Origin of the sequence: Halorubrum alkaliphilum (genome assembly GCF_017873815.1) — an archaeon.
Classification (GTDB): domain Archaea; phylum Halobacteriota; class Halobacteria; order Halobacteriales; family Haloferacaceae; genus Halorubrum; species Halorubrum alkaliphilum.
On sequence record NZ_JAGGKQ010000010.1, the window covers coordinates 66,156 to 87,789 of the forward strand.

Here is a 21,634-nt window from a genome sequence, read left to right on the forward strand (position 1 = left end):
AGCGAGCGAGCGAGGTTGCTGGCGGCTGTTTATAAATGATCGACGGGCTACCGGACCCCGGATACTCGATTATACTCAGCTGACTGTCGAACACGGTGAACGGTTCCAACGTCCACCCGATCGCAACCGTACCTCGTCCCTGCCTACCCCCTCGCGCGACCGTTCACTTATAAATGATCGTCGATGTCGCTCGAAGTCCGTTTATATGCGATCTCGTCGCCGTCGATCTGAGTGATTCATTCCCACGATCAGTCGACCCCACGATCAGTCTATCCCGCGGTCAGTCGACCCCACGATCAGTCGACCCCACGATCAGTCTATCCCGCGGTCAGTCGATCCCACGATCAGTCGATCCCACGATCGTTCGACGGGGGGTTTTCAGTGGTCAGTGGTTTCGGCCCGAAGGGCGGGAGGAGAACGGACCGCGGGTTCTACGTCCCGAACAGCCGGTTCAACACGAGCCGCTGAACGAGCCCGGCACGCTGTTCGTCGGCCGGTTGGACCATCACCGCGGTACAGTCGACCCGATCGACGACCTCGTCGCCGGGGCGACCGAGCACGTCGCCGAGCGGGCCGCGGCTCTCGACGGAGGTGGCGAGCAGGTCGGCCGGCTCCGCGAACCGAACGATCCCGTCGATCGGGTCGTCGGTCTCGAGCACCCGCGACTCGACGGGAACGGTACAGACGTCGGCGAGGTCGCGGTGATAGTCCTCGATCGCCCCTCGGCGGCTGTCGGGCGCATCCGCCGGAATGGCTTGGATCAGCGTCAGGCTCGCTCCGGTCTCCTCGGCGAGCGCGTCCGCGACGAGGAGTTTGAGCGGGTCGTACGCGCCCCGTTGGGTGACGACCGCGATCTCGTCCGCCCCGTCGAACCCACGGTCCTCGACGACCGCGGCTCCGCAGGGCACCTCACGGAGTATTCGGGCCGTCTCGCCTCCCAGAAGCCGTCGGTGGAGCTCCTCGGAGCGTCGTTCGAGGAGGACGAGGTCGTGGCTCTCGTGGGCCGCGTACTCCGCGACCGATTCCGGAACGTTCTCCGTGTTGACGACGTGCCGCCGGAGCCGGCCTCGGTCAGGGTCGTCCGGTCGGAGGGGTTCCAGCGGGAGGTCGACGTCGGGGTCCGCCTCGGACGATCCGCCGGCCGTCCCGTCGGCGTCCGTGTCCACGGCGTCGTCGACCTCGATCGCCCCGTCACTCCGAGGCTGGTCGGTGAACCATGCCGGGGGTTCGTCGTCCCCATCGGACCAGTCGGTAAACGGCGAGTCCGCTGACTCGACCCGGTCGGTGTGTGCGGTGAACGCTCGATGGGGATGCGACTCGAAGCGGACGAGGTCGACGGTCCCTCCGCCGAGCCGCGAGACGTCGAGGCCGATCCGGGTCATGTCGCGGGCGGCGGGATCGCTCGTCTCCTCCGTTAACGCGACGAGCACGTCCGAGCGGTCCGTCCGGTCGAACAGTTCGCGGGTGCGGTCGACCGCACGCTCCGCGACGCTCCGCCTGACGGCGTCACGAGCCGCACCCTCGCGGTCGACCCGGCTTCGTGCGTAGACGAAGTACCAGACCGCGGCGAGGCCGGCGATCCCGAGCGCGCCGAGCGCGGGAACGAGCCCGAGTTGGAACAGGACGTATCCGCCGCCGACGATCCCGAACAGTTGGAGCCACGGATACAGCGGGGCTCGGAACTCGGGCTGGTAGTCGTCGACCGCGCCCTCTCGGAACCCGACGAGCGCGACGTTCAGCAGGACGAACACGAGGATCTGGAACGCGCTCCCGAAGGAGGCGACCGCCTGGATCGGGAACACAGCGACGAGGACCATCAACACGAGCCCGGTCAGCGCGACCGCGTTCGCGGGAGTACCGAACCGCTCGCTCACCTCCTCCAGAGACGACGGGAACACGCCGTCTCGCGCCATCGCGAGCGGGAACCGCGAGGCGGCGAGGATCCCGGCGTTCGCAGTCGAGGCGAGCGCCATGATCGCGGCGATCACGATGGCGATGACGCCGATTCCGCCAAGCACCTCGTCGGCGACGAGCGCGATGATCGCTCCCTCGCCGTCGGACTGGAGTTGTCCTGCCTCGATGGCGGCGGGAACGTCGAGCACGCCGACGGTGATGTACACGACCGCTGCGTACAGGGCAGCGACGATGACGAGTGCGCCCACCATTGCGAGCGGGAGGTTTCGTCCGGGGTTCTTCACCTCCTCGGCGACCGCTGGCACTTTCGTGACGCCGGCATAGGAGATGAACACGACCGCCGTGGCAGCGAGGAGCCCCTCGGTGCCCGGGTCGAACGCGCCCTCGGTCGCCGCCGGCTGGATGTCCGGAACGCCGGCGACGATGAGCCACGCGAGCGCGGCGAACAGCGCCGCGACGATCCCGAACTGGAGCTTGCCGGAACCCTCCGCGCTCACGAGGTTGACGACGGTGAAGAACAGCGCGAGCCCCACCGCGAGATAGGTGATCAGCTCCGCCAGCGACGGTTCGACGTACACCAGATACGGGACGCCGCCGACCAGCGCGAGCGCGCTCTTCAACGACAGCATGATCCACGTACCGACGCCCGCGATAGTGCCGAGAAGGGGGCCCATCCCGCGCTCGACGAACAGGTACGGACCGCCGTCCTCGGGCATCGCCGTCGCCATCTCCGCGGCCGACAGCGCCGCGGGCAGGACCAGAATCGCAGCGATGAGGAACGCGAGAACCGCCGCGGAGCCCGCGTACACGTAGGCGATCCCGGGCAGGATGAATATTCCCGAACCCACCATCGCACCGACGGCGATGGCAGTCGTCTCCGCCAGCCCGAGATCCCGTTTCAGCCCGGATGGCATAGTCGTTTGAACTGACGAACGATTTCACGGTCGTGGGGCTCCTTCGAAGGACCGGCATCGAGGCGACCGGGCGTGCCGTCCCGAACCGGGATGTCACCGATACGACCGACCTCGGGATCGTGGTGTATCATCACCCATCCGTACGGGATCCAGTAGTGTCAGCCTCAAGTCTAACGAGTATGGTATGACCGGAGTCGACGGATCACCGAGCGGACCGGACGATACCGAACACGGCGACTGCTCCGATGAGCGCGAGCGCACTCGTTGCGAGCGGCGTGACCGGAACCGACCCGAACGTGAGATACGGATCGACGCCGACATCGAAGAACCATTCCATCCGGTCGATCCCGACGTGGCCGATGGCGAGGATTCCGACGCCGGTGACGACCCCAAGGAAGCCAGTAATGAACCCGATCCCGGACAGAGCGTCCTCCAAGCCGATCAGCGTCCAAACCCGTGACTCGGGCGGATCCCGGTTCTCCATCCTCGCGAGCGCCCCGAGTCCGATCCCGGCGAGAGTGAGACAGAGAACGCCGAACGACGCGACCGCGGCGGCTCCGAGCGGGCTTCGGACCGGATCCCCCACGAAGTGAGCTTCCCGGACGGGGTCCGGGAGCGTGAACACGATCGGTGCGGCGAGGGTGGCGAGGACGAGGAGGTATCCACACCACCGCGCCTTTCGTGTCGCCGAGAGAGGGACCATGAGATGTTTCGCTCGCATCAGTTCGTATCGCGAGCGGTCCCCGGGCTCGACGAACGAGTCATTGCTCTTCGTCATTGATTTCCGATTCGGGCGCGACGGCAGTAAACCCTGTTCCGGACCACGTCCGATCGCCCGGATCGCTGTCGGTCGTCCGAACCGCTGTCAGCCGTCCGGACCGCATCCGATTCCGGGAGTCCTCCTCGCTACCGGCCGGTGCGGTGACCGCTTCGAAATCCTTTTACAGCGTTCGGAGGGTAGTACACGTAACTGAACCATGGACGTCGATATCATCTCCGAAGAGGAGAACCCGATGTTGCACCGAACGGACATCCGATTCGAGACGACCCACGAGGAGGCCACCCCTTCCCGTCTCTCGGTCCGTGACTCGCTGGCGGCCAAGCTGGACAAGGGGTCCGAGGAGGTCGTCGTCCACGAGCTGAACACGAAGTTCGGCATGCGCAAGACGGTCGGCTACGCGAAGGTGTACGAGTCGGCCGGCCACGCGCTCGACGTGGAACAGGACTACATGCTGAAGCGGAACAAGATCGGCGCGGACGGCGACGGCGAAGAGGCCTAAGGCGCCGCGGATGCGTGTTCTCGGTATCGAGGGGACGGCCTGGTGCGCGAGTGCCGCACTCCACGACACCGAGACGGACGAGACTCGGATCGAATCGAACCCGTACGAACCGGAGAGCGGCGGGATCCACCCGCGTGAGGCCGCCGAACACATGGCCGACGCGATCCCGGAGGTGGTCGACACGGTGTTGTCGGACGCGGCCGCGGAACCGGGTGATCGCGGAATCGACGCGGTTGCGTTTTCACGCGGCCCCGGACTGGGGCCCTGTTTGCGCGTCGTCGGAACCGCGGCGAGGTCCCTCGCCGGAGCGCTCGACGTGCCGCTCGTCGGGGTCAACCACATGGTCGCACACCTCGAGGTCGGCCGTCATCGGTCGGGATTCGAGAACCCGGTCTGTCTGAACGCCTCGGGAGCGAACGCACACCTGCTCGGATACCATGACGGTCGGTATCGGATCCTCGGCGAGACGATGGATGCCGGCGTCGGCAACGCCATCGACAAGTTCACGCGTCACGTTGGCTGGAGCCATCCCGGCGGTCCGAAAGTCGAGGCGGCCGCGGTCGAGGCCGACGGCGGAGCCCTACTCGACCTGCCGTACGTCGTCAAGGGGATGGATTTCTCATTTTCGGGCATTAGTTCCGCCGCCAACGACGCGTACGACGACGGCGAGCCGATCGAGGAGGTCTGTTTCGCGCTACAGGAGCACGTCTTCGGAATGCTCACGGAGGTATCCGAACGCGCGCTGTCGCTGACCGGTGCCGACGAGCTCGTCTTAGGCGGCGGCGTCGGGCAGAACGACCGGCTCCGGGAGATGCTCGACACGATGTGTGCGGCACGCGATGCCGAGTTCTACGCGCCGGAGTCGAAATTCCTCCGTGACAACGCCGGAATGATCGCGATCCTCGGCGCGAAGATGGCGGCCGCCGGCGACACCCTCCAGATTCCGGAGTCGTCCATCGACCCGAACTTCCGCCCCGACGAGGTTCCCGTGACCTGGCGGAGCGACGCGTCGTCGGTTGGTTACGGTGGGACGAGCGATCGAGGATCGCGGGAAGTAGAGTCCGGATCCGACGATCCAGCGCATGGATCGAGGGAATCCTACCGCGATCGGCGAGGTGCTGAGGCCGTCGTTGAAATCGTCGAGGAGGGTCGGGTCGATGAAGCGAGTCGAGTGGACGAGGGAATCGACGGCGGAGTCGCTTCCCGTCTCGTGGTCAAACGGCGCGTCCCGAAGCGATATCGTCATCCGGAGTTGGATCGGTCGATCAGGCGGGATCGAACCGTCTCCGAGGCCCGGTTGACGAGCGAGGCGCGACGGGCGGGAGTACCGACACCGCTCGTACACGATGTCGACGTCCCGAACGCGACACTGACCCTCCAACACGTGGGCGACCACGACCTCGCGGCCGATCTCGATGGGGTTTCAAAAGCGACCGAAAAGAGGGGAGCGGCCGAGGGAGAGAACAGTCGACGGCCGGAAGGGTGGGCACGAACCGTCGGCGAACACCTGGCGCGACTCCATTCGGCCGGAATGGTCCACGGCGACCCGACGACCCGAAACGTACGGGTCGGGGACCGGAGACTCAACGCCGACCGGACCGGGCGAGAGGGCGTCGATCAGGCTGCCGCCGACGTGTTCCTCATCGACTTCGGGCTCGGCTACCACAGCGGACACGTCGAGGATCACGCGATGGATCTCCACGTCTTCGAGGGATCGGTGGTCGCGACGGCAGCGGAGCCGGAACCGCTCATCGAAGCCTTCGAGTCCGGGTACGGAGAGTACGGCAACCGAGAGGTTCTCGATCGGTTACGTGACGTCCGGGGGCGCGGACGGTATCAGTGATCGGGGCGCTCGATAACGGGTGACGCCGATGCGGTCGCGTCGGCACGATTTATATCCCCGGCACGTGATGGGTCAGTATGGACGAGAAACCGTCATCGGGAGAGCTACTCGGGATCCCGTACAACTTCGAGCGACCGAGCCTCGGTCGGCTCCTGTCGTCGTACTGGCAGCCGGACAAGGGTATGCTCGTGGAGAAGCCGTTCGGGATCGGCTACACGCTGAACCTCGCTAACTGGCGCTCGTGGGTCGTTCTCGCGGTCGCCGGCGGGCTGTACTACCAGCAGAAGGCATCCGGCACGTCAGTCGACGATGGCGAGAGCGCGGAGGCGGACGGCGACGACGGTCCCGTAGAAGTGATCGTCGACGACTAGCGGAGCGGACCTACGGTCACGACGCCGTTTCATTGGAAGTATCGTTCGACCACGGACCCGGAGACTTATCACCGGAAGCCGCCAAACCCGGCACGATGGACCCCGAGGATCGGTCGGCATCGGAGGACAACGACCCGACCGGGACGGGCGAGCACGACTCGACCGACGCGACCGGGTCGTCCTCGGACGGCGGGGCGGTCGATGAAATCGGAACGAAAGCGGGGAGTGAGACCGACAGTTCCTCTGGAAGCGGCGACGAGTCCTCCAGTGGCGACGAGTCCTCTAGTGGAACCAATGGCCGGATCGATTCGAACGACAGCGTTTCGAGTGGAGCCGGAATAGACGGAGGATCCGAGGACGAGTCCGATGGATCCGGAGTCGAAAACGACGACGTTCCGTCGACTGGATCGATCGACGAAAGGGAAGTCGATATTGAGGGAAACGAAGGCGATATCGACGAAAACGAAGGCGATATTGAGGGAATCGAAGGCGATATCGACGGAGGTGAGAGAGGGATCTTCCAGCGGTTCCGCTACGACATGGACGGGCCGTTCATGTGGATACGAGAGATGCTCTCCAGCGTCGCGATCGTATTACTGATCGGACTGGTTCTGTTCGGAGTGAGCGGAGTATGGCCACCAATGGTCGCCGTCGAGTCGGGGAGCATGGAGCCGAACATGGAGGTCGGCGACCTCGTCTTTGTTACCGAGCCGGGACGGTTCGCTCCCGACGCCGCGGACAACGACATCGGCGTTGTGACACACGAGGCGGGTCAGGAAGTGGACTATCGAACGTTCAATGACTACGGATCGGTGGTCATCTTCCAGCCGCCCGGCAGACAGGCGTCACCGATCATCCATCGCGCGATGTTCCACGTTGAGGAGGGTGAGAACTGGTACGATCGAGCCGACGGGCAGTACCATAGCGCGAACGACTGCGAAGAGCTCCGCCACTGTCCCGCACCACGTGACGGGTTCGTTACGCTCGGCGACGACAACCGCGAGTACGATCAGGCGAACGGGCTCGCCGAGCCCGTAGCCGAGGAGTGGGTTACCGGCGTCGCTCGGGTTCGAATCCCGTACCTCGGATACGTACGGCTGATCACCACCGGACAAGTGGAGGTCGGCGAGTTGCTCGCGCTGACCGCACCAACCCCCGATCCGTATCGGGGGACGGCGAGTTCCTAATCACCGGTCGCTCGTTGGAGCAGGAGGATCGGCGGGACGGGGCAGCCGGCGAGGCGGGTCAATTATCGAAGCGAGCTTGAACGAACGGTTGTGCGTTCTCGATGTCGCCGAGTCGGGAGTCCGAGAGGAGGACCGCTTCGGTTTCCTCGACGGGGACCGAGAGACCCATCTCTTTCGTGCGGCCGTACCGGCCCTTCGAGACGACGACCGCGTTGACGATCCCGAGCATATCGAGTTCGCTGATGAGATCCGTGACGCGTCGCTGGGTGAGCACGTCAGCATCGATCTCCTCACAGAGTCGCTTGTAGATGTTGAACACTTCGCCGGTGTTGATGTTGTGGACCCCGTTCTTCTCGAGGAGGATGACCGCGAAGAGGACGATCTTGCTCTGTGTCGGAAGCGTGCGAACGACCTCAACGACGCGGTCGAGTTCGATCTTGTCCTGTGCCTGTCGAACGTGTTTCTCGGCGACGATCTCCGCCTGGGAACGTTCCGCGAGTTCGCCCGCGGTCCGGAGGAGGTCGAGCGCGCGCCGCGCGTCCCCGTGTTCCTGTGCGGCGAACGCGGCACACAGCGGTATCACGTCGTCGGTGAGCGCGTCGCCCTTGAACGAGATGTCCGCGCGGTGTTGGAGGATGTCTCGGAGCTGGTTCGCGTCGTACGGCGGGAAGACGATCTCCTCCTCCCCGAGGCTCGATTTGACCCGAGGATCGAGAAAGTCGGTGAACTTCAGATCGTTGGAGATACCCATGATGGATATTCGGGAGTTATCGAGCTCCGAGTTCATCCGAGAGAGGTTATATAGCGTGTCGTCCCCGCTCTTCTCGACGAGCTTGTCGATCTCGTCGAGCATGATCACGACGACGCGCTCGTGATAGTCCACCGCGTCGAAAAAGGTCGTGTACACGCGGTCGGTGGGCCAACCAGTCATCGGGACCTCTTCCATGTCGTCCGCATCGTCCTCTAGGTCCTCGATCCGGGATTCGATCTCGTCGACCGTCGAGAACTCGGTCGACCCGAGTACGGACGGGTCATCGGCGGCCGTGGACGCGAGCTGTCGGCAGCGCTCGATCCGATCGGCGATGACCGTCTGGTTCTTTTCGATAAACGTGTTCGCGAGTTGCGCAAGGACCCGGTACTGGGTGTCCGTCACCTCACAGTTGATGTACTCGACCTCACAGGGAACGTCGTACTTCTGGGAGGTGGATTCGAGCTCCTGGGAGACGAACTTCGCTGAGGCCGTCTTCCCCGTCCCCGTCTTCCCGTAGATGAGGATGTTCGACGGTGTCTCACCGCGAAGCGCCGAAACGAGGATCGTCGCCATCCGGTTGATCTGATCGTTTCGGTGCGGGAGTTCGTGTGGCGTGTATGAGGGTCTGAGAACTTCCTTGTTCTCGAAGATCGGTTCGCCGGAGAGGAGGTCGTCGAAGAGTCCTTGATTGTCGTCGTCGTCGAGAACGACACCGTCGAGATCGACGTCCGGAGAGGATCGGTCACGACCGCCGCTCCCGAGACCCGTGGTATCGTCAGGAAGGGAAGCGTCGTCAGGAAGGGAAGCGTCGTCAGGAAGGGAAGCGTCGTCAGAGAGTTCATCCGCATCCGAAATCGAGGGGCTGGAGGGATCGCTTTCGGAGTCCTCTATGGGGAGATCCGATTCGACGTCATTCTCCTCGTCATCGATGACGGTGTCGTTGCTGTCGTCGTCCCCCTTTGTGCCGGATGTATGTTCGCCTTCGTCCATGTCTAACCCCCCTATTTCAGGTGGAAAACACGCCACAGTGAACCGAAAAGCATCGTATACGGTCGTATATATCGGGTTGCGACTGTTTCGGATGTGTGGGTGTGTCCAGTTGATGCAGTCGAACCAGATGAAGAGGTGCTACAAAAGTGTTCCTCTCTGGACTGGATATGGGGGTGTACGGAAAAAACAGATCATTGGGTAACAGTGGTATTCAGCGACCCGCTATTCGGATTTTCGAGGTGGACAGTGGAAGTGAAACGGAGGGTGGTGGTAGGAACGACTTGATCTGAGAACATATGAGGACGATCGCGCCAGCCGATGTCGGTAACCACGACTACTGTAGCGGCAACCACGACCACTGCGAATTCCCCGCGATGTCGGGAACCATTCCCTCTCCGCTGCGGCTGGTCGGATCCTTGGAGCTTGGGTCACTCTTTGGGTTTTCTTTGGACTTCTCGTTAGGGTGCGTCCCGTTCGGAACCGGTACCCGTTTTTTCGTTGTCCGTTTTGGTACCCCCCCCACCCCTTCGTTTCGGGTGGAGACGGATCTGGGTGGGGTGGGGTGGGGTAGGACCGGTATATTATATCGGTGGTTTTATATACACATAGCAACAACAGTACCCTCGACAAAGATAACAATAATATTTCACTCATTTATTGTTGTAATCTATTGGCTTCTGTAATGAATTATTTATAGGAAATGGTTCCCGGCCACACGGATCCGTTTCCACCATACCATCTTCAGCCGTCTCCACCCGAAACGAAGGGGTGGGGGGGACAAGTGGATCGGTACTCCTCTGCTCCCGGACTGAACTCGATGTAGAGTCAGATCGGTTAAATCCGTCTGACGCAGTTATTAAGTGATAGGGGTGTGGATTCTCGGGCATACTCGCACGCGCCTGGGATCGTACACGCTGTATGTACATGACGCATAGGCCGTCCGGGAGAACACCACTGTAGTGGAGATCAGGATGGGACTGTTAACGAATCTCAGAGACAGCATATCACGGGTCACTGACGGGCTGTTCACGGATTCCGAGCCGAAGCGGATCGGGATCTACGGACCGCCGAACGCCGGAAAGACGACCCTCGCGAACCGTATCGCACGCGACTGGACCGGCGACGCCGTCGGACCGGAGAGCCACATTCCACACGAAACGAGGCGGGCTCGTCGCAAAGAGAACGTCGAGATCGAGCGGAACGGCCGCAAAGTCACGATCGACATCGTGGACACGCCGGGTGTCACGACGAAGGTCGACTACAAGGAGTTCCTCGACCATGACATGGAAAAGGATGACGCCGTCCGTCGGTCCCGCGAAGCCACGGAGGGCGTCGCGGAGGCCATGCACTGGCTCCGAGAGGATGTCGACGGCGTCATTTACGTACTTGACTCGACGACCGATCCCTTCACACAGGTGAACACGATGCTCATCGGGATCATCGAGTCACAGGACCTGCCGGCGCTCATCCTAGCCAACAAGACGGATCTTCCGGACTCGGATGTCCAGCAGATCGCGAACGCCTTCCCCCAACACGAGACGATACCGCTCTCGGCGCTCGAAGGGGAGAACATGGACGAAGTGTACACGAAAATCGCGGAGTACTTCGGATAATGCCGGGTGCGACCTCGGGCGTCGACGGGAACGACGACCCCTCCGACGACGGCGTCCGTATCGACATGATAAGCGGAGCCCGAATGGAAGGGCTCACGGGAATGGAGAAGATACGACTCATTCTCGATGGCGTTCGCGATGGAAACATTGTCATCCTCGAGGAGGGACTCTCACCCGATGAGGAGTCGAAACTCATCGAGGTCACGATGACCGAGATCAGCCCGGATGATTTCACCGGAATCGAGATAGAAACGTATCCCAAGCCGGACGCGAACAGTCAGAGCTTTTTGGACAAGTTGATGGGGCGTGAGTCTGCCCAGAAGCTCACGGTCATCGGTCCTGCCAACCGGATCGAGACGCTACATAAGGACGAGAACCTCATCAGTACGCTCGTCTCGCGGAAATAACTACAGACACATGCCCCACCAGTGTACCGAATGTGGCCGGACGTTCCCCGACGGATCCAAGGAGATGCTCTCCGGGTGTCCGGACTGCGGCGGAAACAAGTTTCAGTTCCGACCTGCCGGGCAGTCCACCGACTCATCAGGGACTCCGTCGAAACGGACTCCCTCTGAGGGGACTCCGTCGAAGGATACCGCTTCCGAACCGGAACCAGAACCGCCTAGCTCCCAACAGTCGGGAGGGAAACCCACTACGCGGACGTCCCCGGAGTCGACACCTACGGGACGATCTGACTCGGCTTCAAGCGCCGACTTACCATCACGAACCGAATCTGACGCCGGACCCGCTACCCCTGATGGTGACGTCGAAACCTCGAGAGACACATCTGAAACCGCGGATGCTGCGGTCGACCGTGAGAAGACCACTCAACGCGTCCACGACGAGGAGACCGAAGACGCCGCGCAGGCGAGCGCGCGGTCCGACGTCGTCAGTCGGGACGAACTCGACCGCGCGAGCCGAGACGTATCGGCCACGGAGGAGCCCACCCCCGACCACTCGGAGAGTCCTCGTCCGGACGTTGACGAGCTTCGAAACGAACTCAACGAACAGTTCGAGAGCATCCGGATCGTGAGCCCCGGGCAGTACGAACTCAACCTGATGGAACTGTACGACCGTCAGGAGTACATCATCTCGCTTCAAGAAGACGGGAGATACGTCATCGAGATGCCCGATGCTTGGGGCGTCGAGGACTGACGAAACCCCGAGAACTGACGAAACGCCGAGGACTGACGAACCCCCTGACGGATCTCGGATCCGAACCTCTAGTACGATCGCGACTGTTGTCGAAGTGGACACAGTTATCCGCTACCCCCGGTTACGAACCCCCATGTCTAGGGATCACCATCTCGCCTTCCGTCACCGGTTCGGGAGCCTTATTACTTCAGATAATACACTTCGCCGCACGTTTCGATCCGAACCCCTGAGGACGTTCCGGTCGACCGCCGGTGTACGATCAGAGGGCGATGTACGATCAGAGGGCGATGTACGATCAGAGGGCGGTGTACGATCAGAGGGGTGTGTCGCATGCGCGTAGTTGCGAAGTTCGGAGGAACCAGCCTCGGAAGCGGGGATCGGATCGAACGCGCCGCCGACTCGGTTGCGAACGCGGTCGCTGCCGGCCACGAGATCGCCGTCGTTGCCAGCGCGATGGGGTCGACTACGGACGATCTTCTGGAGGATATCACGTTCGAAACGAACGACGAGGATCGTGCGGAGATCGTTTCGATGGGCGAGCGAACCAGCGTCCGAATGCTGAAAGCTGCCCTCGCCGTCCGTGACATCGACGCAGTGTTCCTCGAACCGGGACACCCGGACTGGCCGGTCATCACGAACGAGGTCGGTGAGGTCGATATCGAGGAGACTCGACGGCGTGCGGCAGCACTCGCCGACCGTCTCGACGGTGTCGTCCCGATAGTCACCGGGTTCCTTGCGGAGGACCACGCGGGCAACGTCACCACGCTCGGTCGAGGCGGGTCCGACACGACCGCGGTAATGTTAGGGAACTACATGAACGCCGACGAGGTGGTCATCGTCACCGATGTCGAGGGCGTGATGACCGGCGATCCTCGGGTCGTCGAGGGGGCACGCAACGTCGGTCGGATCACCGTTGACGAGCTCAGAAACCTCTCGTTCCGCGGAGCGGAGGTCGTCGCTCCGTCCGCGCTTTCATATAAGGACGAAAACCTCGTTGTCCGGGTCGTTCACTATCAACACGGAGACCTACTCAGAGGCGGAACGCAGATCGAGGGTCAGTTCGAGAGCCTCATCGATATGCGCGAGACTCCGCTTGCCTGTCTCACGGTCGCCGGTCGTGCGATCAGAAACCGTCCCGGAATCCTCTCGGAACTCGCCGACGCGCTCAGGGAAGACTCGATCAACATCGACGCGGTCGCATCCGGAATGGACTCCGTCACCTTCTACGTCGACGTCGACGTCGCGGAACGCGCCGAGGCGCTTCTACACGAAAGGGTCGTCTCCGACGAGGCGCTCTCGTCGGTGAGCGTCGCTGATCCGATCGCCGTCATCCGTGTAACGGGTGGAGAGCTTCCGAACCAGTCCGGCGTCATCCAAGAGATAATCTCGCCGCTCGCGGAGTCCGGTATCAACATCATCGACCTGATCACGAGCGCGACGTCCGTTGCGGTGTTTGTCGAGTGGGAGGACCGCGAGAGCGCTCTCCGTATCGTTCAACAACGGTTCGACTAACGGACAACCCCCGCCCGACCACTCCACGCTCCGCCAACTCCGCCCTCCGACTACTCTACAACCACTCAGCCGTCGTCGCGCTCGATCGCCAATCGAAAACGTGTCGTCGTCCGCCCGTCGAACCGTGGCCCGTCCCCGACGGAAACGAACCCGGCGTCCTCCACCGTCTCAATCCGTCGGTCGTCGCCATCGGGTACTACCACCTCCACGTCCAACTTCTCCCTCGCTCCGAACCGACGCGGTTCCTTGAACAGTCGCGAGGTCGCACGCGTTGCTCCACCGAAATCCGTGACGTGAACGGTCCCTGATCGGGCGTCGAACGCGATGAACCCGATGATATCGTCGTCATCCGGTCGTTCCGGTCCATCATCTGGTTGTTCCGGTCCGTCATCTGGTCGCTCTGCTCCGTCTTCCCGGTCGTCTCCGCCCCTTCGGCCCGCTTCGTCGACCGCGACACGCACCGATCGGTCATGGATCAGGTCGAGAACGACATCATAGGGACGGCCCGCTAGTTCGGCCAGCGCGTTCGCATCCGATTCGAGAGCGTCACGGATCCACATACAACAACCGTTCGTCGCTCCACGTATAAATTCAGGTCACCGCATCCTTCGGTCGCGACCTCCGATCTCGGACCGAATGAATTTAACAGGGCGGCACGCACGGATCCTCCATGAGCAAATCCACCAAGATCGTCCTCGGAACGGTCGGCGTTTCGGCCGCTCTCTCCGTTCTCATCATTCTGTCGTACGTATTCGGCACGTCAGCATAACCAGTTGCCGAGGCAGTCCGACGACATGACGCTCGGGGCTCCCCAGACGGCCGCACAAGAAGAGCTGTAACGCCGGACTAGATGTCCACGCTGACGTTTCCAGCCTCGTCGAGCTCGATGACGCCGCCGAACAGCTCACGGAACCGGTCGAGCGTCGCGACCTCGTGTACCTCCTCCGAGAGGTGGAAGATCCCGACCGCGTCGTGTGCTTCGAGTAGATCGAGGATCTCCGCGGTCGCCTCGTACACCGCGTCGTCGTCGGCGTAGTACGCCATCTCGGTGAGCGAGTCGACGGAAACCCGGCGCTTCCCCTCGTTCTCCGTCAAGAATCGCTCGACTCGGTCGACGACGCCGTCGAGGTCGTCGGGTGCGGAGACGTAGTAGACGTCGTCTGTCGATCGGCGTGAATACCCGCGCTCGACGGAAAGCGTGTCGAGGATCGTCGCTTTCTCCTCGTCGACGTCGTAGTACTCGAGCTTCTGCTCGACTTCACGGGCCGTGGTTCGCGTCGAGACGACGAGGAACGCGTCGGTGTCCGTCTTCAGGAAGTCCGTGTCGATCCGATCGGTCTCGCCGATGCTCGGGTGAACGAGGAGAAGTCCCGTACCGCCAGGGATCGTTTCGGGTCCGTTCTCGACCGCGAGCGTGTACTCCATACTCGTGGCAACCGCCGGATCGACTTAACGATGCGGGGCTGCCCGGCCGGTCACACCGACACGTCAGGTCGTCGGACTGATCCCGAGTTACCGGGTCGCGGTCGATCCGGTTTTGACCCCGCCGCTCGTTCCCACGGTATGAGCGTTAGAGCCGAGTTCGACGAGTGGGCGGCCTCGGGAAAGGACAGGGGAATGGAGGACCGACACTGGCACACCGCGAAACACGTCCTTGCGCGCATGCCCGTGGAGGCGGGCAACACCGTCCTCGATCTCGGCACGGGATCTGGCTACGCGCTCCGGGCGCTCCGCGAGCGCGACGTGGGGCGGGGATACGGCCTCGACGGCGCGCCCGAGATGGCCCGCAACGCCCGGAGCTACACGGACGACGACGCGGTCGGCTACGTCGTCGGCGACTTCGATTCGCTCCCTTTCGCCGACGACTCGATCGACCACGTCTTTTCGATGGAGGCGTTCTACTACGCAGCGGATCCCCGCCACACGCTGGAGGAGGTCCGTCGCGTGCTCGTGCCCGGCGGGACGTTCTACTGTGCGGTCAACTACTTCGCCGAGAGCGAACACACACACGAGTGGCAGGAGAACATCACCGTCGAAATGACGCTGTGGGATCGTTCGGAGTATCGCGAAGCGTTTCGCGATGCGGGACTTTACGTTGCCGAACAGGACGCGATCCCCGATCAGGAGACCGAGATCCCACCTGCTGAGGCGTTCCCCACCGAGAGTTGGGAGTCCCGCGAGGCGATGATCGACCGCTACCGGACGTGGGGGACGCTCCTGACGGTCGGTGTCGCACCCTGAACGCCGGAATCCCTCTCGGCGACCTGTTGGCAACCGTTCTCAGATCCGATATCCTCTAGGTGTGGGGACGCGCCGATCTGAACGATAATCGCCACACACTCGTGGTCAACGTTCGTGAACTCGAACGTCGTGGCGTCCGCCCGCGTTTGGTCGCCATGCTATCCGTAAACAATGTACGAACCCGGCGCGGTCGGATACCCGTCGAACGGGGACGCGTCGAATCTCCCCTCGCTCTCCGGTGTTCCGTCGAGTTCGATTGACTCCCTGTACCGTGTCTCGCCGTCGGTTCGTATCTCCACGGTGAGCACTCGCGGTTCACTCGTGTAGTTGACTCCGCTGAGTTCGACCAGCCGCGTGGGTGTCCCTGTGTCGCCTTCGAGACAGCCGCCGATCCCGGCCGTCGTGCTCACGCCGAGCAGGTGGAGGGCCTGTCGTCGGGTGTGTGGAACCATGTGTGTCTCAAACCCGTTCGACCGAGAGATCTACTCACGTGGCGTATATGAACTGTGGTCTCCCTTCATCGGTCAGCCACGTCCTCTCTCATGACGGTCGAGTACGAACGACTCTCTCACACCTCACGACCGCGAACGGGGCCGAACCATCACTCTGCCACGCCGTGCCGTCTTCTGCCGTGTAACCGAGGCCATTAAGAGGGAAACGCGGAAAACTCTACACGATAATGCCCAGCGGAGAGTACGACCCCGACACCGCCGAGCCGCACTGGCAGCGGCGATGGGTCGACGAGGAGACGTACGCGTATCCCGACGAGCCCGTCGATCCGAACACCGCCTTCTCCATCGACACGCCCCCGCCGACCGTCTCGGGGAGCCTCCACTGGGGCCACGTATACGGCTCGATCCTCCAAGACGTCGTCGCCCGGTTCCACCGGATGTACGACAGCGAGGTGTTCTACCCGTTCGGCTACGACGACAACGGGATCGCCTCCGAGCGACTCGCCGAGCGCGAACTCGACATCCGTCATCAGGACTACGAACGACGCGAGTTCCAGAAGAAGACGCGGGAGGTGTGCCAGCAGTACGAGGACGAGTTCACCGAGAAGATGCAGGGAGTCGGGCTCTCGATCGACTGGAACAACACCTACCGTACCATCTCGCCGGAGGTCCAGCGCGTCTCCCAGCTCTCCTTCATCGACCTGTACGAACAGGGCCGCGAGTACCGCCAGGAGGCCCCCGCGATCTGGTGTCCCGAGTGCGAGACCGCCATTTCACAGGTCGAGACGGAGGACGACGAGCAGGACTCCCACTTCCACGACATCGAGTTTGCCGTTGCGGACATCGACGCCGACGCGCCCGACGCGTTCACGATCTCCACGACCCGGCCCGAACTCCTCCCCGCCTGCGTCGCCGTCTTCATCCACCCCGAGGACGACGAGAACGCGGACCTCGTCGGTGAGCGCGCGGAGGTCCCCTTGTTCGGCCACGAGGTCCCGATCATCGCCGATGACCGCGTCGACATGGAGACCGGCTCGGGGATCGTGATGTGTTGTACCTTCGGCGACCAGAACGACATCGAGTGGTACCAGGCACACGACTTGGACCTCCGGGTCGCAATCGACGAGTCCGCTCACATGACCGCTGTCGCGGACGAGTACGAGGGGCTCCACTCCTCGGAGGCGCGCGAGGCCATCGTTGAGGACCTCGACGACGCCGGCGCGCTGCTCGATCGATGGGAGATCTCCCACACGGTCAACGTCCACGAACGGTGCGGGACGGGTGTCGAGTTCCTCGTCACCGAGCAGTGGTACATCGAGGTGCTGGACAAACGCGAGGAGTACCTTCAGGCCGGCCGTGATATGGAGTGGTTCCCCGACAAGATGTTCACGCGGTACGAACACTGGGTGGAAGGACTTCAGTGGGACTGGCTCATCTCTCGGCAGCGCTCCTCGGGGATCCCCTTCCCCGTCTGGTACTGCGAGGAGTGCGACACCGAAGTGATGGCTGAGAAGGCCGACCTCCCCGTCGATCCGCTCTCCGACGACCCGCCGCTCGACGCCTGTCCCGAGTGCGGGGCGGAGTCGTTCGTCCCCGAGGACGACGTCCTCGACACGTGGGCGACCTCCTCGCTCACCCCGCTTATCAACGCGGGCTGGGACTGGGACGCTGAGGCCGACGAGTTCTCGATGGACCGCCCGGAGATCTACCCGATGAACGTTCGGCCGCAGGGCCACGACATCATCTCTTTCTGGCTGTTCCATACCGTGATCAAGTGTTACGAACACACCGGTGAGGTGCCGTTCGAGTCCACGATGATCAACGGAATGGTGCTTGACGAGAACCGCGAGAAGATGTCGAAATCCAAGGGGAACGTCGTCCAACCCGACACGGTTCTTGAGGAGTATCCGGTCGACGCCGCCCGTTACTGGGCGACCGGCTCGGCCATCGGGGACGACCTACCGTATCAGGAGAAGGGGCTTCGCGCGGGCGAGAAACTCATCCGGAAGCTGTGGAACGCCTCCAAACTCGTCGAGTCGCTCGCGCCAGAACCGTTTCCCGACGAGCCCGAGGGCGGGCTCCGCGAGCTCGACCGATGGCTCCTTGCGGAGCTTGACCGCGAACTCGAGCACACGACGGCTCGCCTCGAGAACCGCGAGTTCTCGAAGGCCCGCGAAGAGCTCCGGAGCTTCTTTTGGAACACGTTCTGTGACGACTATCTCGAGATCGCCAAACAGCGCGGGGACGACTCCGCGGCGTACACGCTCCGGACGGCCCACCGTCGGTTCCTGAAGGCGTTCGCCCCCGTCCTCGCGCACGTCACCGAGGAGCTATGGCACGATATGTACGCGGACGATGTCGGCGCGAGCGAAAACGCCGCCGACGCACCCGCTGACGACGCTCCCGCTGACGATGCGACCGACTCGATCCACCTCGCGGACTGGCCCGAACCGTTCGGGATCGACGCCGACCACGACGCGGGAACCGCGGCGATGAGCGTCGTCGGCGCGCTCCGCCGATATAAAAGCGAGAACCAGCTTCCGCTCAACGCCGAACTCGATTCGGTGGAGGTGTACGCCGATGTTCGTGGGTTCGAGGACGACATCACCGGCGTGATGCACGTGGCGGAGTTCCGGATTCATCCCGACAGCGACGCACCGATCGAGACCGTCGTTACCGGGATCGACCTCGACTACGCGACGGTCGGTCCGAAACACGGGAACCGCGTCGGCGACATCGAAGCCGCGCTCGCAAGCGAGGACTACGAACTCGACGACGACGAGCTACACGTCGCCGGCGTGACGCTGGAAGCCGATGAGTTCTCGCTTAAGAAGGCCCGCCAGTACGCGGGTGAGGGGGAGCTACTCGATGCGGATGATGTCGTCGTCATCGTTCGCAACGTCGAGTAGTCGGCCTGCTCCGGAGAGCGGAGCACACGCCCACTACTCTAGGTCAACGCCGATCGCGTCCTCGACGGTGTCGAACCCGTCGCGGTCAAGCCGACCGAGGAGGCCACGATTGATGTCGCGTGCGATCGCCGGTCCCTCGTAGACGAGTCCGGTGTACAACTGGACAACTGACGCGCCCGCACGGATCTTCTCGTACGCTCCGTCGGCGTCGGACACCCCCCCCACGCCGACGACCGGGACATCGGTTCGCTCGGCGACGAATCGGATCAGGTCCGTCGCGGCTCCCTCTATCGGTTTTCCGGACAGCCCGCCACGCTCGGCACGACCCGGGCTCTTCAGCTCGTCGGGTCGCGAGGTCGTCGTGTTGGTCGCGATCACCCCGTCCAGTCCGATCTCGTCGACGACCCCCAGCGCGTCCTCGACCGCCTCCTTCGGGAGATCCGGGGAGAGTTTGACCAAGAGCGGGGACGCTCCCGCATCGGAGAGCGTCCCGAGGATCTCCTCCAGTGCGGCGCGGTTCTGTAGCTCGCGGAGCCCGGGTGTGTTGGGGCTCGACACGTTCACCACGAAGTAGTCGCCCCCGTCGGCGACTTGCCGGTAGGTGTATAGATAGTCGTCAGCGGCCTCGTCCAACGGCGTCGACTTCGACTTCCCGATGTTGATCCCCATCGGAACGTTCGGTGCCGGCTCCCGTTCCAGTCGGTCGCCGACGACGTCCGCACCCTCGTTGTTGAATCCCATTCGATTTATCAGTGCCTCGTCCTCCCGAAGCCGGAACAGACGTGGCCGTGGGTTCCCCGCCTGCTTTTCGGCGGTCACGCCGCCGACCTCGACGTGGCCGAACCCGAGCGCGGCGAGCGCTCGCGGGATCTCGGCGTTCTTGTCGAATCCCGCTGCGACGCCCACGGGAGTCGGAAACGTCGTCCCGAACGCCTCCACCCGGAGGCGTTCGTCGTTTACGACGTATCGGTCCCGGAGCAGCGACTCCGCGGGAGTTCCCTGTACTCCACGAAGGAGACGGTGCGTGGTATTGTGGGCCGTCTCCGGTGGAAGCGCGAACAGCGCGGGCTTCAGAAGTTCGTATACGCCCATCACTCGCTGCTGGTCACCGAGCTAAATCAATCCGCCGACTCTTTTTTTTTTCCTCGGACATCTTCGCGGCTCTATCTCGACCGTCCCCATGGATCTCCGTCCGACTAAAAGTCGTGTTCGAGCTGTTCCGGGTCGGAGTCCGCCTTTTGAATGATGATCTTTCCGTCGCGCACGCGAACGAACACCTCGTCACCGATATCCATCCCCGCCACGGCGAGTTCGTCCTCGTGGAGGTTCACGTGGACGTTGTGATACTCCCCGTCATCGTCCTTAGCACCACTCGGGCTGAGCTTCTTTTTACGGACCATCGCGGTTGTATGGCTCGCACTTCGACACAGCAAATATATAAGTGTTGTTTACGGGGCGCACACGAGGCAAACCCCGTTTTCCGGGGTGAGGAAGCCGTCTGGAGTTGTCAACGCTGATCCCGTCGCGGTTCGGGGCTTCGTCGAGAGAACGTGGACCACGCGCGACGCTTCCGCCCTCCCGTTCCACCGGTCGCCTCCACGTTTTGACCGTCGGAATCGGACCCGACCGACAGATCGCTAGACCGTATCGTTCCTATTTATAAAGAACGTACCGAGCAGCTTTCATTTCCCCGATATATTTATTACAGACTGTGTGCTGGATTAGCATGGGGGTAAAATCATGGTACGTGAAGACGGTAAGCGAAACTTCGCTCTCCGAGAGGAGGACGGGTCGGAACCGAGCGAGTTCTCTGGGAATATGCCGAGACAGGCCGCACTCAAAGCGGCTCGCACGCTTGAGCCGGCTCCGTCAGAGGAGGAGGCGGAACGCACGACGATCAGACTCCGTGAAAAGGGGACCGAGAAAGTCCACGAGTACGAGGGCTGGGCGTGGAACGACGACGCTCCCGAAGTCGACGAGGCGGACGACGAGTTCTGGCTCAACGACCTCGAGAGCATCACGAAAGCCAACGTCTCGAAACAGGGGATCGAGTATCTCGACGAGGAGTAGTCGGTTCCACTCCCTGCCCGACCCGTTCCGTCCCCGTTCCCAACCTCGCTCTGCGTTTTATCCCGATTCCGAGAAGCCCCTCCGGCCGAGCCGACGACACGTGACGCGCTTGTGATCTGAACCGGTCGGACGTATCTCAATAGTTCGGAACAGTCACGGCATGAAACCGCATGACGTGGCGCCGGTAGTTCGACGGGGTTAAATACAACCCGGCCATTCGAACTAATGCGAAGAACGCATCGCGGACTCGAGCCGTTCAACTCGGCTCGGTTCCGCTGGACCAGGCAAGTCCGATGGGTTTATGACCCATGCCGGACAACGTTCAGGTCCGCAGAAGATGAGGATCTCGCCCGCTGCGCTCCGGCGTAAGAGGAGATCTGATGTGAGCCTTGGTAGTTCGGTGTCATCCGGGTCGCCGGTGACACTGGACAC

General features: G+C 62.7%; 20 protein-coding genes. 12 read left to right on the forward strand and 8 right to left on the reverse strand.

The genetic code is table 11. From position 1 onward, the window contains the following. Positions 1 to 431: 431 nt before the first annotated feature. Positions 432 to 2,828, reverse strand: a complete 2,397-nt coding sequence (locus J2751_RS08325) for an APC family permease (protein WP_209485057.1) — start codon at positions 2,826 to 2,828, stop codon at positions 432 to 434. A gap of 202 nt (positions 2,829 to 3,030) precedes the next feature. Next, positions 3,031 to 3,606, reverse strand: a complete 576-nt coding sequence (locus J2751_RS08330; protein ID WP_209485059.1) for a hypothetical protein — start codon at positions 3,604 to 3,606, stop codon at positions 3,031 to 3,033. A gap of 199 nt (positions 3,607 to 3,805) precedes the next feature. Between J2751_RS08330 and J2751_RS08335 the strand changes: the two genes are divergently transcribed. The 4 genes from J2751_RS08335 to J2751_RS15520 all read left to right on the forward strand — a co-directional run bounded on the left by J2751_RS08335 (position 3,806) and on the right by J2751_RS15520 (position 7,509). Beyond that, the gene (locus J2751_RS08335) at positions 3,806 to 4,108 is read left to right on the forward strand and encodes a 30S ribosomal protein S24e (RefSeq protein WP_209485061.1); all 303 of its coding nucleotides are present in this window, start codon (positions 3,806 to 3,808) and stop codon (positions 4,106 to 4,108) included. A 10-nt stretch (positions 4,109 to 4,118) separates the two neighbouring features. After that, the gene (locus J2751_RS08340) at positions 4,119 to 5,951 is read left to right on the forward strand and encodes a bifunctional N(6)-L-threonylcarbamoyladenine synthase/serine/threonine protein kinase (RefSeq protein ID WP_209485063.1); all 1,833 of its coding nucleotides are present in this window, start codon (positions 4,119 to 4,121) and stop codon (positions 5,949 to 5,951) included. Between the two features lie 77 nt (positions 5,952 to 6,028). Next, positions 6,029 to 6,322, forward strand: coding sequence for a DUF5808 domain-containing protein (locus J2751_RS08345; RefSeq protein WP_209485065.1), 294 nt, complete (start codon positions 6,029 to 6,031; stop codon positions 6,320 to 6,322). A 95-nt stretch (positions 6,323 to 6,417) separates the two neighbouring features. After that, entirely contained in the window at positions 6,418 to 7,509 is a 1,092-nt protein-coding gene (locus tag J2751_RS15520; protein ID WP_245202682.1) for a S26 family signal peptidase, read from the forward strand. Positions 7,510 to 7,567: 58 nt separating this feature from the next. On the opposite strand, the gene J2751_RS08355 is transcribed toward J2751_RS15520, so the two are convergent. Continuing rightward, a complete protein-coding gene (locus tag J2751_RS08355; RefSeq protein WP_209485067.1) occupies positions 7,568 to 9,250 on the reverse strand; it encodes a Cdc6/Cdc18 family protein in 1,683 nt (560 codons plus the stop codon). 971 nt (positions 9,251 to 10,221) lie between these two features. Between J2751_RS08355 and J2751_RS08360 the strand changes: the two genes are divergently transcribed. From J2751_RS08360 to J2751_RS08375, 4 genes are all read left to right on the forward strand, one after another. Continuing rightward, complete coding sequence (locus tag J2751_RS08360) at positions 10,222 to 10,863, forward strand: Era-like GTP-binding protein (RefSeq protein ID WP_209485069.1); 642 nt, start codon at positions 10,222 to 10,224, stop codon at positions 10,861 to 10,863. After that, the gene (locus J2751_RS08365; RefSeq protein WP_209485071.1) at positions 10,863 to 11,270 is read left to right on the forward strand and encodes a DUF2073 domain-containing protein; all 408 of its coding nucleotides are present in this window, start codon (positions 10,863 to 10,865) and stop codon (positions 11,268 to 11,270) included. The genes J2751_RS08360 and J2751_RS08365 overlap by 1 nt, the downstream gene beginning before the upstream one ends. 10 nt (positions 11,271 to 11,280) lie before the next feature. Beyond that, positions 11,281 to 12,018, forward strand: coding sequence for an OapC/ArvC family zinc-ribbon domain-containing protein (locus tag J2751_RS08370; protein ID WP_209485073.1), 738 nt, complete (start codon positions 11,281 to 11,283; stop codon positions 12,016 to 12,018). Between the two features lie 330 nt (positions 12,019 to 12,348). After that, positions 12,349 to 13,530 carry an aspartate kinase gene (locus tag J2751_RS08375; protein WP_209485075.1) on the forward strand — a complete coding sequence of 394 codons (1,182 nt, stop codon included), beginning with the start codon at positions 12,349 to 12,351 and terminating at the stop codon, positions 13,528 to 13,530. Between the two features lie 65 nt (positions 13,531 to 13,595). Here J2751_RS08375 and J2751_RS08380 read toward each other — a convergent pair whose 3' ends face one another. Further along, positions 13,596 to 14,090: a hypothetical protein gene (locus tag J2751_RS08380; protein WP_209485077.1), complete on the reverse strand. Its 495-nt coding sequence runs from the start codon at positions 14,088 to 14,090 to the stop codon at positions 13,596 to 13,598. A gap of 110 nt (positions 14,091 to 14,200) precedes the next feature. Between J2751_RS08380 and J2751_RS15920 the strand changes: the two genes are divergently transcribed. After that, positions 14,201 to 14,299, forward strand: coding sequence for a hypothetical protein (locus J2751_RS15920; protein ID WP_449405239.1), 99 nt, complete (start codon positions 14,201 to 14,203; stop codon positions 14,297 to 14,299). Positions 14,300 to 14,376: 77 nt separating this feature from the next. Here the strand turns inward: J2751_RS15920 and J2751_RS08385 are convergent, their stop codons facing one another. After that, positions 14,377 to 14,955 (reverse strand): DUF7090 family protein, encoded by a 579-nt coding sequence (locus J2751_RS08385; protein ID WP_209485078.1) that lies wholly within the window; start codon positions 14,953 to 14,955, stop codon positions 14,377 to 14,379. A 138-nt stretch (positions 14,956 to 15,093) separates the two neighbouring features. Here J2751_RS08385 and J2751_RS08390 point away from each other — a divergent pair, with 138 nt between their 5' ends. After that, the gene (locus J2751_RS08390; RefSeq protein ID WP_209485080.1) at positions 15,094 to 15,771 is read left to right on the forward strand and encodes a class I SAM-dependent methyltransferase; all 678 of its coding nucleotides are present in this window, start codon (positions 15,094 to 15,096) and stop codon (positions 15,769 to 15,771) included. 158 nt (positions 15,772 to 15,929) lie between these two features. Here J2751_RS08390 and J2751_RS08395 read toward each other — a convergent pair whose 3' ends face one another. Then, positions 15,930 to 16,223 (reverse strand): hypothetical protein, encoded by a 294-nt coding sequence (locus J2751_RS08395; protein ID WP_209485082.1) that lies wholly within the window; start codon positions 16,221 to 16,223, stop codon positions 15,930 to 15,932. Between the two features lie 227 nt (positions 16,224 to 16,450). Here J2751_RS08395 and J2751_RS08400 point away from each other — a divergent pair, with 227 nt between their 5' ends. Then, the gene (locus tag J2751_RS08400) at positions 16,451 to 19,132 is read left to right on the forward strand and encodes a valine--tRNA ligase (protein WP_209485083.1); all 2,682 of its coding nucleotides are present in this window, start codon (positions 16,451 to 16,453) and stop codon (positions 19,130 to 19,132) included. 33 nt (positions 19,133 to 19,165) lie between these two features. On the opposite strand, the gene J2751_RS08405 is transcribed toward J2751_RS08400, so the two are convergent. After that, complete coding sequence (locus J2751_RS08405) at positions 19,166 to 20,224, reverse strand: quinone-dependent dihydroorotate dehydrogenase (RefSeq protein ID WP_209485085.1); 1,059 nt, start codon at positions 20,222 to 20,224, stop codon at positions 19,166 to 19,168. Positions 20,225 to 20,328: 104 nt separating this feature from the next. Further along, complete coding sequence (locus tag J2751_RS08410) at positions 20,329 to 20,532, reverse strand: AbrB/MazE/SpoVT family DNA-binding domain-containing protein (protein WP_209485087.1); 204 nt, start codon at positions 20,530 to 20,532, stop codon at positions 20,329 to 20,331. Between the two features lie 340 nt (positions 20,533 to 20,872). On the opposite strand from J2751_RS08410, the gene J2751_RS08415 reads away from it, so the two are divergent. Next, positions 20,873 to 21,202, forward strand: coding sequence for a non-histone chromosomal MC1 family protein (locus J2751_RS08415; protein ID WP_209485089.1), 330 nt, complete (start codon positions 20,873 to 20,875; stop codon positions 21,200 to 21,202). The last annotated feature ends 432 nt before the right edge of the window (positions 21,203 to 21,634 follow it).

Coding starts and splice junctions, on each gene's coding strand:
- J2751_RS08325 (WP_209485057.1), bottom strand. CDS start 2,828: ATGCCATCCGGGCTGAAACGGGATCTCGGGCTGGCGGAGACGACTGCC.
- J2751_RS08395 (WP_209485082.1), bottom strand. CDS start 16,223: ATGGTTCCACACACCCGACGACAGGCCCTCCACCTGCTCGGCGTGAGC.
- J2751_RS08335 (WP_209485061.1), top strand. CDS start 3,806: ATGGACGTCGATATCATCTCCGAAGAGGAGAACCCGATGTTGCACCGA.
- J2751_RS15520 (WP_245202682.1), top strand. CDS start 6,418: ATGGACCCCGAGGATCGGTCGGCATCGGAGGACAACGACCCGACCGGG.
- J2751_RS08390 (WP_209485080.1), top strand. CDS start 15,094: ATGAGCGTTAGAGCCGAGTTCGACGAGTGGGCGGCCTCGGGAAAGGAC.
- J2751_RS08345 (WP_209485065.1), top strand. CDS start 6,029: ATGGACGAGAAACCGTCATCGGGAGAGCTACTCGGGATCCCGTACAAC.
- J2751_RS08410 (WP_209485087.1), bottom strand. CDS start 20,532: ATGGTCCGTAAAAAGAAGCTCAGCCCGAGTGGTGCTAAGGACGATGAC.
- J2751_RS08355 (WP_209485067.1), bottom strand. CDS start 9,250: ATGGACGAAGGCGAACATACATCCGGCACAAAGGGGGACGACGACAGC.
- J2751_RS08385 (WP_209485078.1), bottom strand. CDS start 14,955: ATGGAGTACACGCTCGCGGTCGAGAACGGACCCGAAACGATCCCTGGC.
- J2751_RS08405 (WP_209485085.1), bottom strand. CDS start 20,224: ATGGGCGTATACGAACTTCTGAAGCCCGCGCTGTTCGCGCTTCCACCG.
- J2751_RS08380 (WP_209485077.1), bottom strand. CDS start 14,090: ATGTGGATCCGTGACGCTCTCGAATCGGATGCGAACGCGCTGGCCGAA.
- J2751_RS08370 (WP_209485073.1), top strand. CDS start 11,281: ATGCCCCACCAGTGTACCGAATGTGGCCGGACGTTCCCCGACGGATCC.
- J2751_RS15920 (WP_449405239.1), top strand. CDS start 14,201: ATGAGCAAATCCACCAAGATCGTCCTCGGAACGGTCGGCGTTTCGGCC.
- J2751_RS08360 (WP_209485069.1), top strand. CDS start 10,222: ATGGGACTGTTAACGAATCTCAGAGACAGCATATCACGGGTCACTGAC.
- J2751_RS08415 (WP_209485089.1), top strand. CDS start 20,873: ATGGTACGTGAAGACGGTAAGCGAAACTTCGCTCTCCGAGAGGAGGAC.
- J2751_RS08330 (WP_209485059.1), bottom strand. CDS start 3,606: ATGACGAAGAGCAATGACTCGTTCGTCGAGCCCGGGGACCGCTCGCGA.
- J2751_RS08340 (WP_209485063.1), top strand. CDS start 4,119: ATGCGTGTTCTCGGTATCGAGGGGACGGCCTGGTGCGCGAGTGCCGCA.
- J2751_RS08375 (WP_209485075.1), top strand. CDS start 12,349: ATGCGCGTAGTTGCGAAGTTCGGAGGAACCAGCCTCGGAAGCGGGGAT.
- J2751_RS08400 (WP_209485083.1), top strand. CDS start 16,451: ATGCCCAGCGGAGAGTACGACCCCGACACCGCCGAGCCGCACTGGCAG.
- J2751_RS08365 (WP_209485071.1), top strand. CDS start 10,863: ATGCCGGGTGCGACCTCGGGCGTCGACGGGAACGACGACCCCTCCGAC.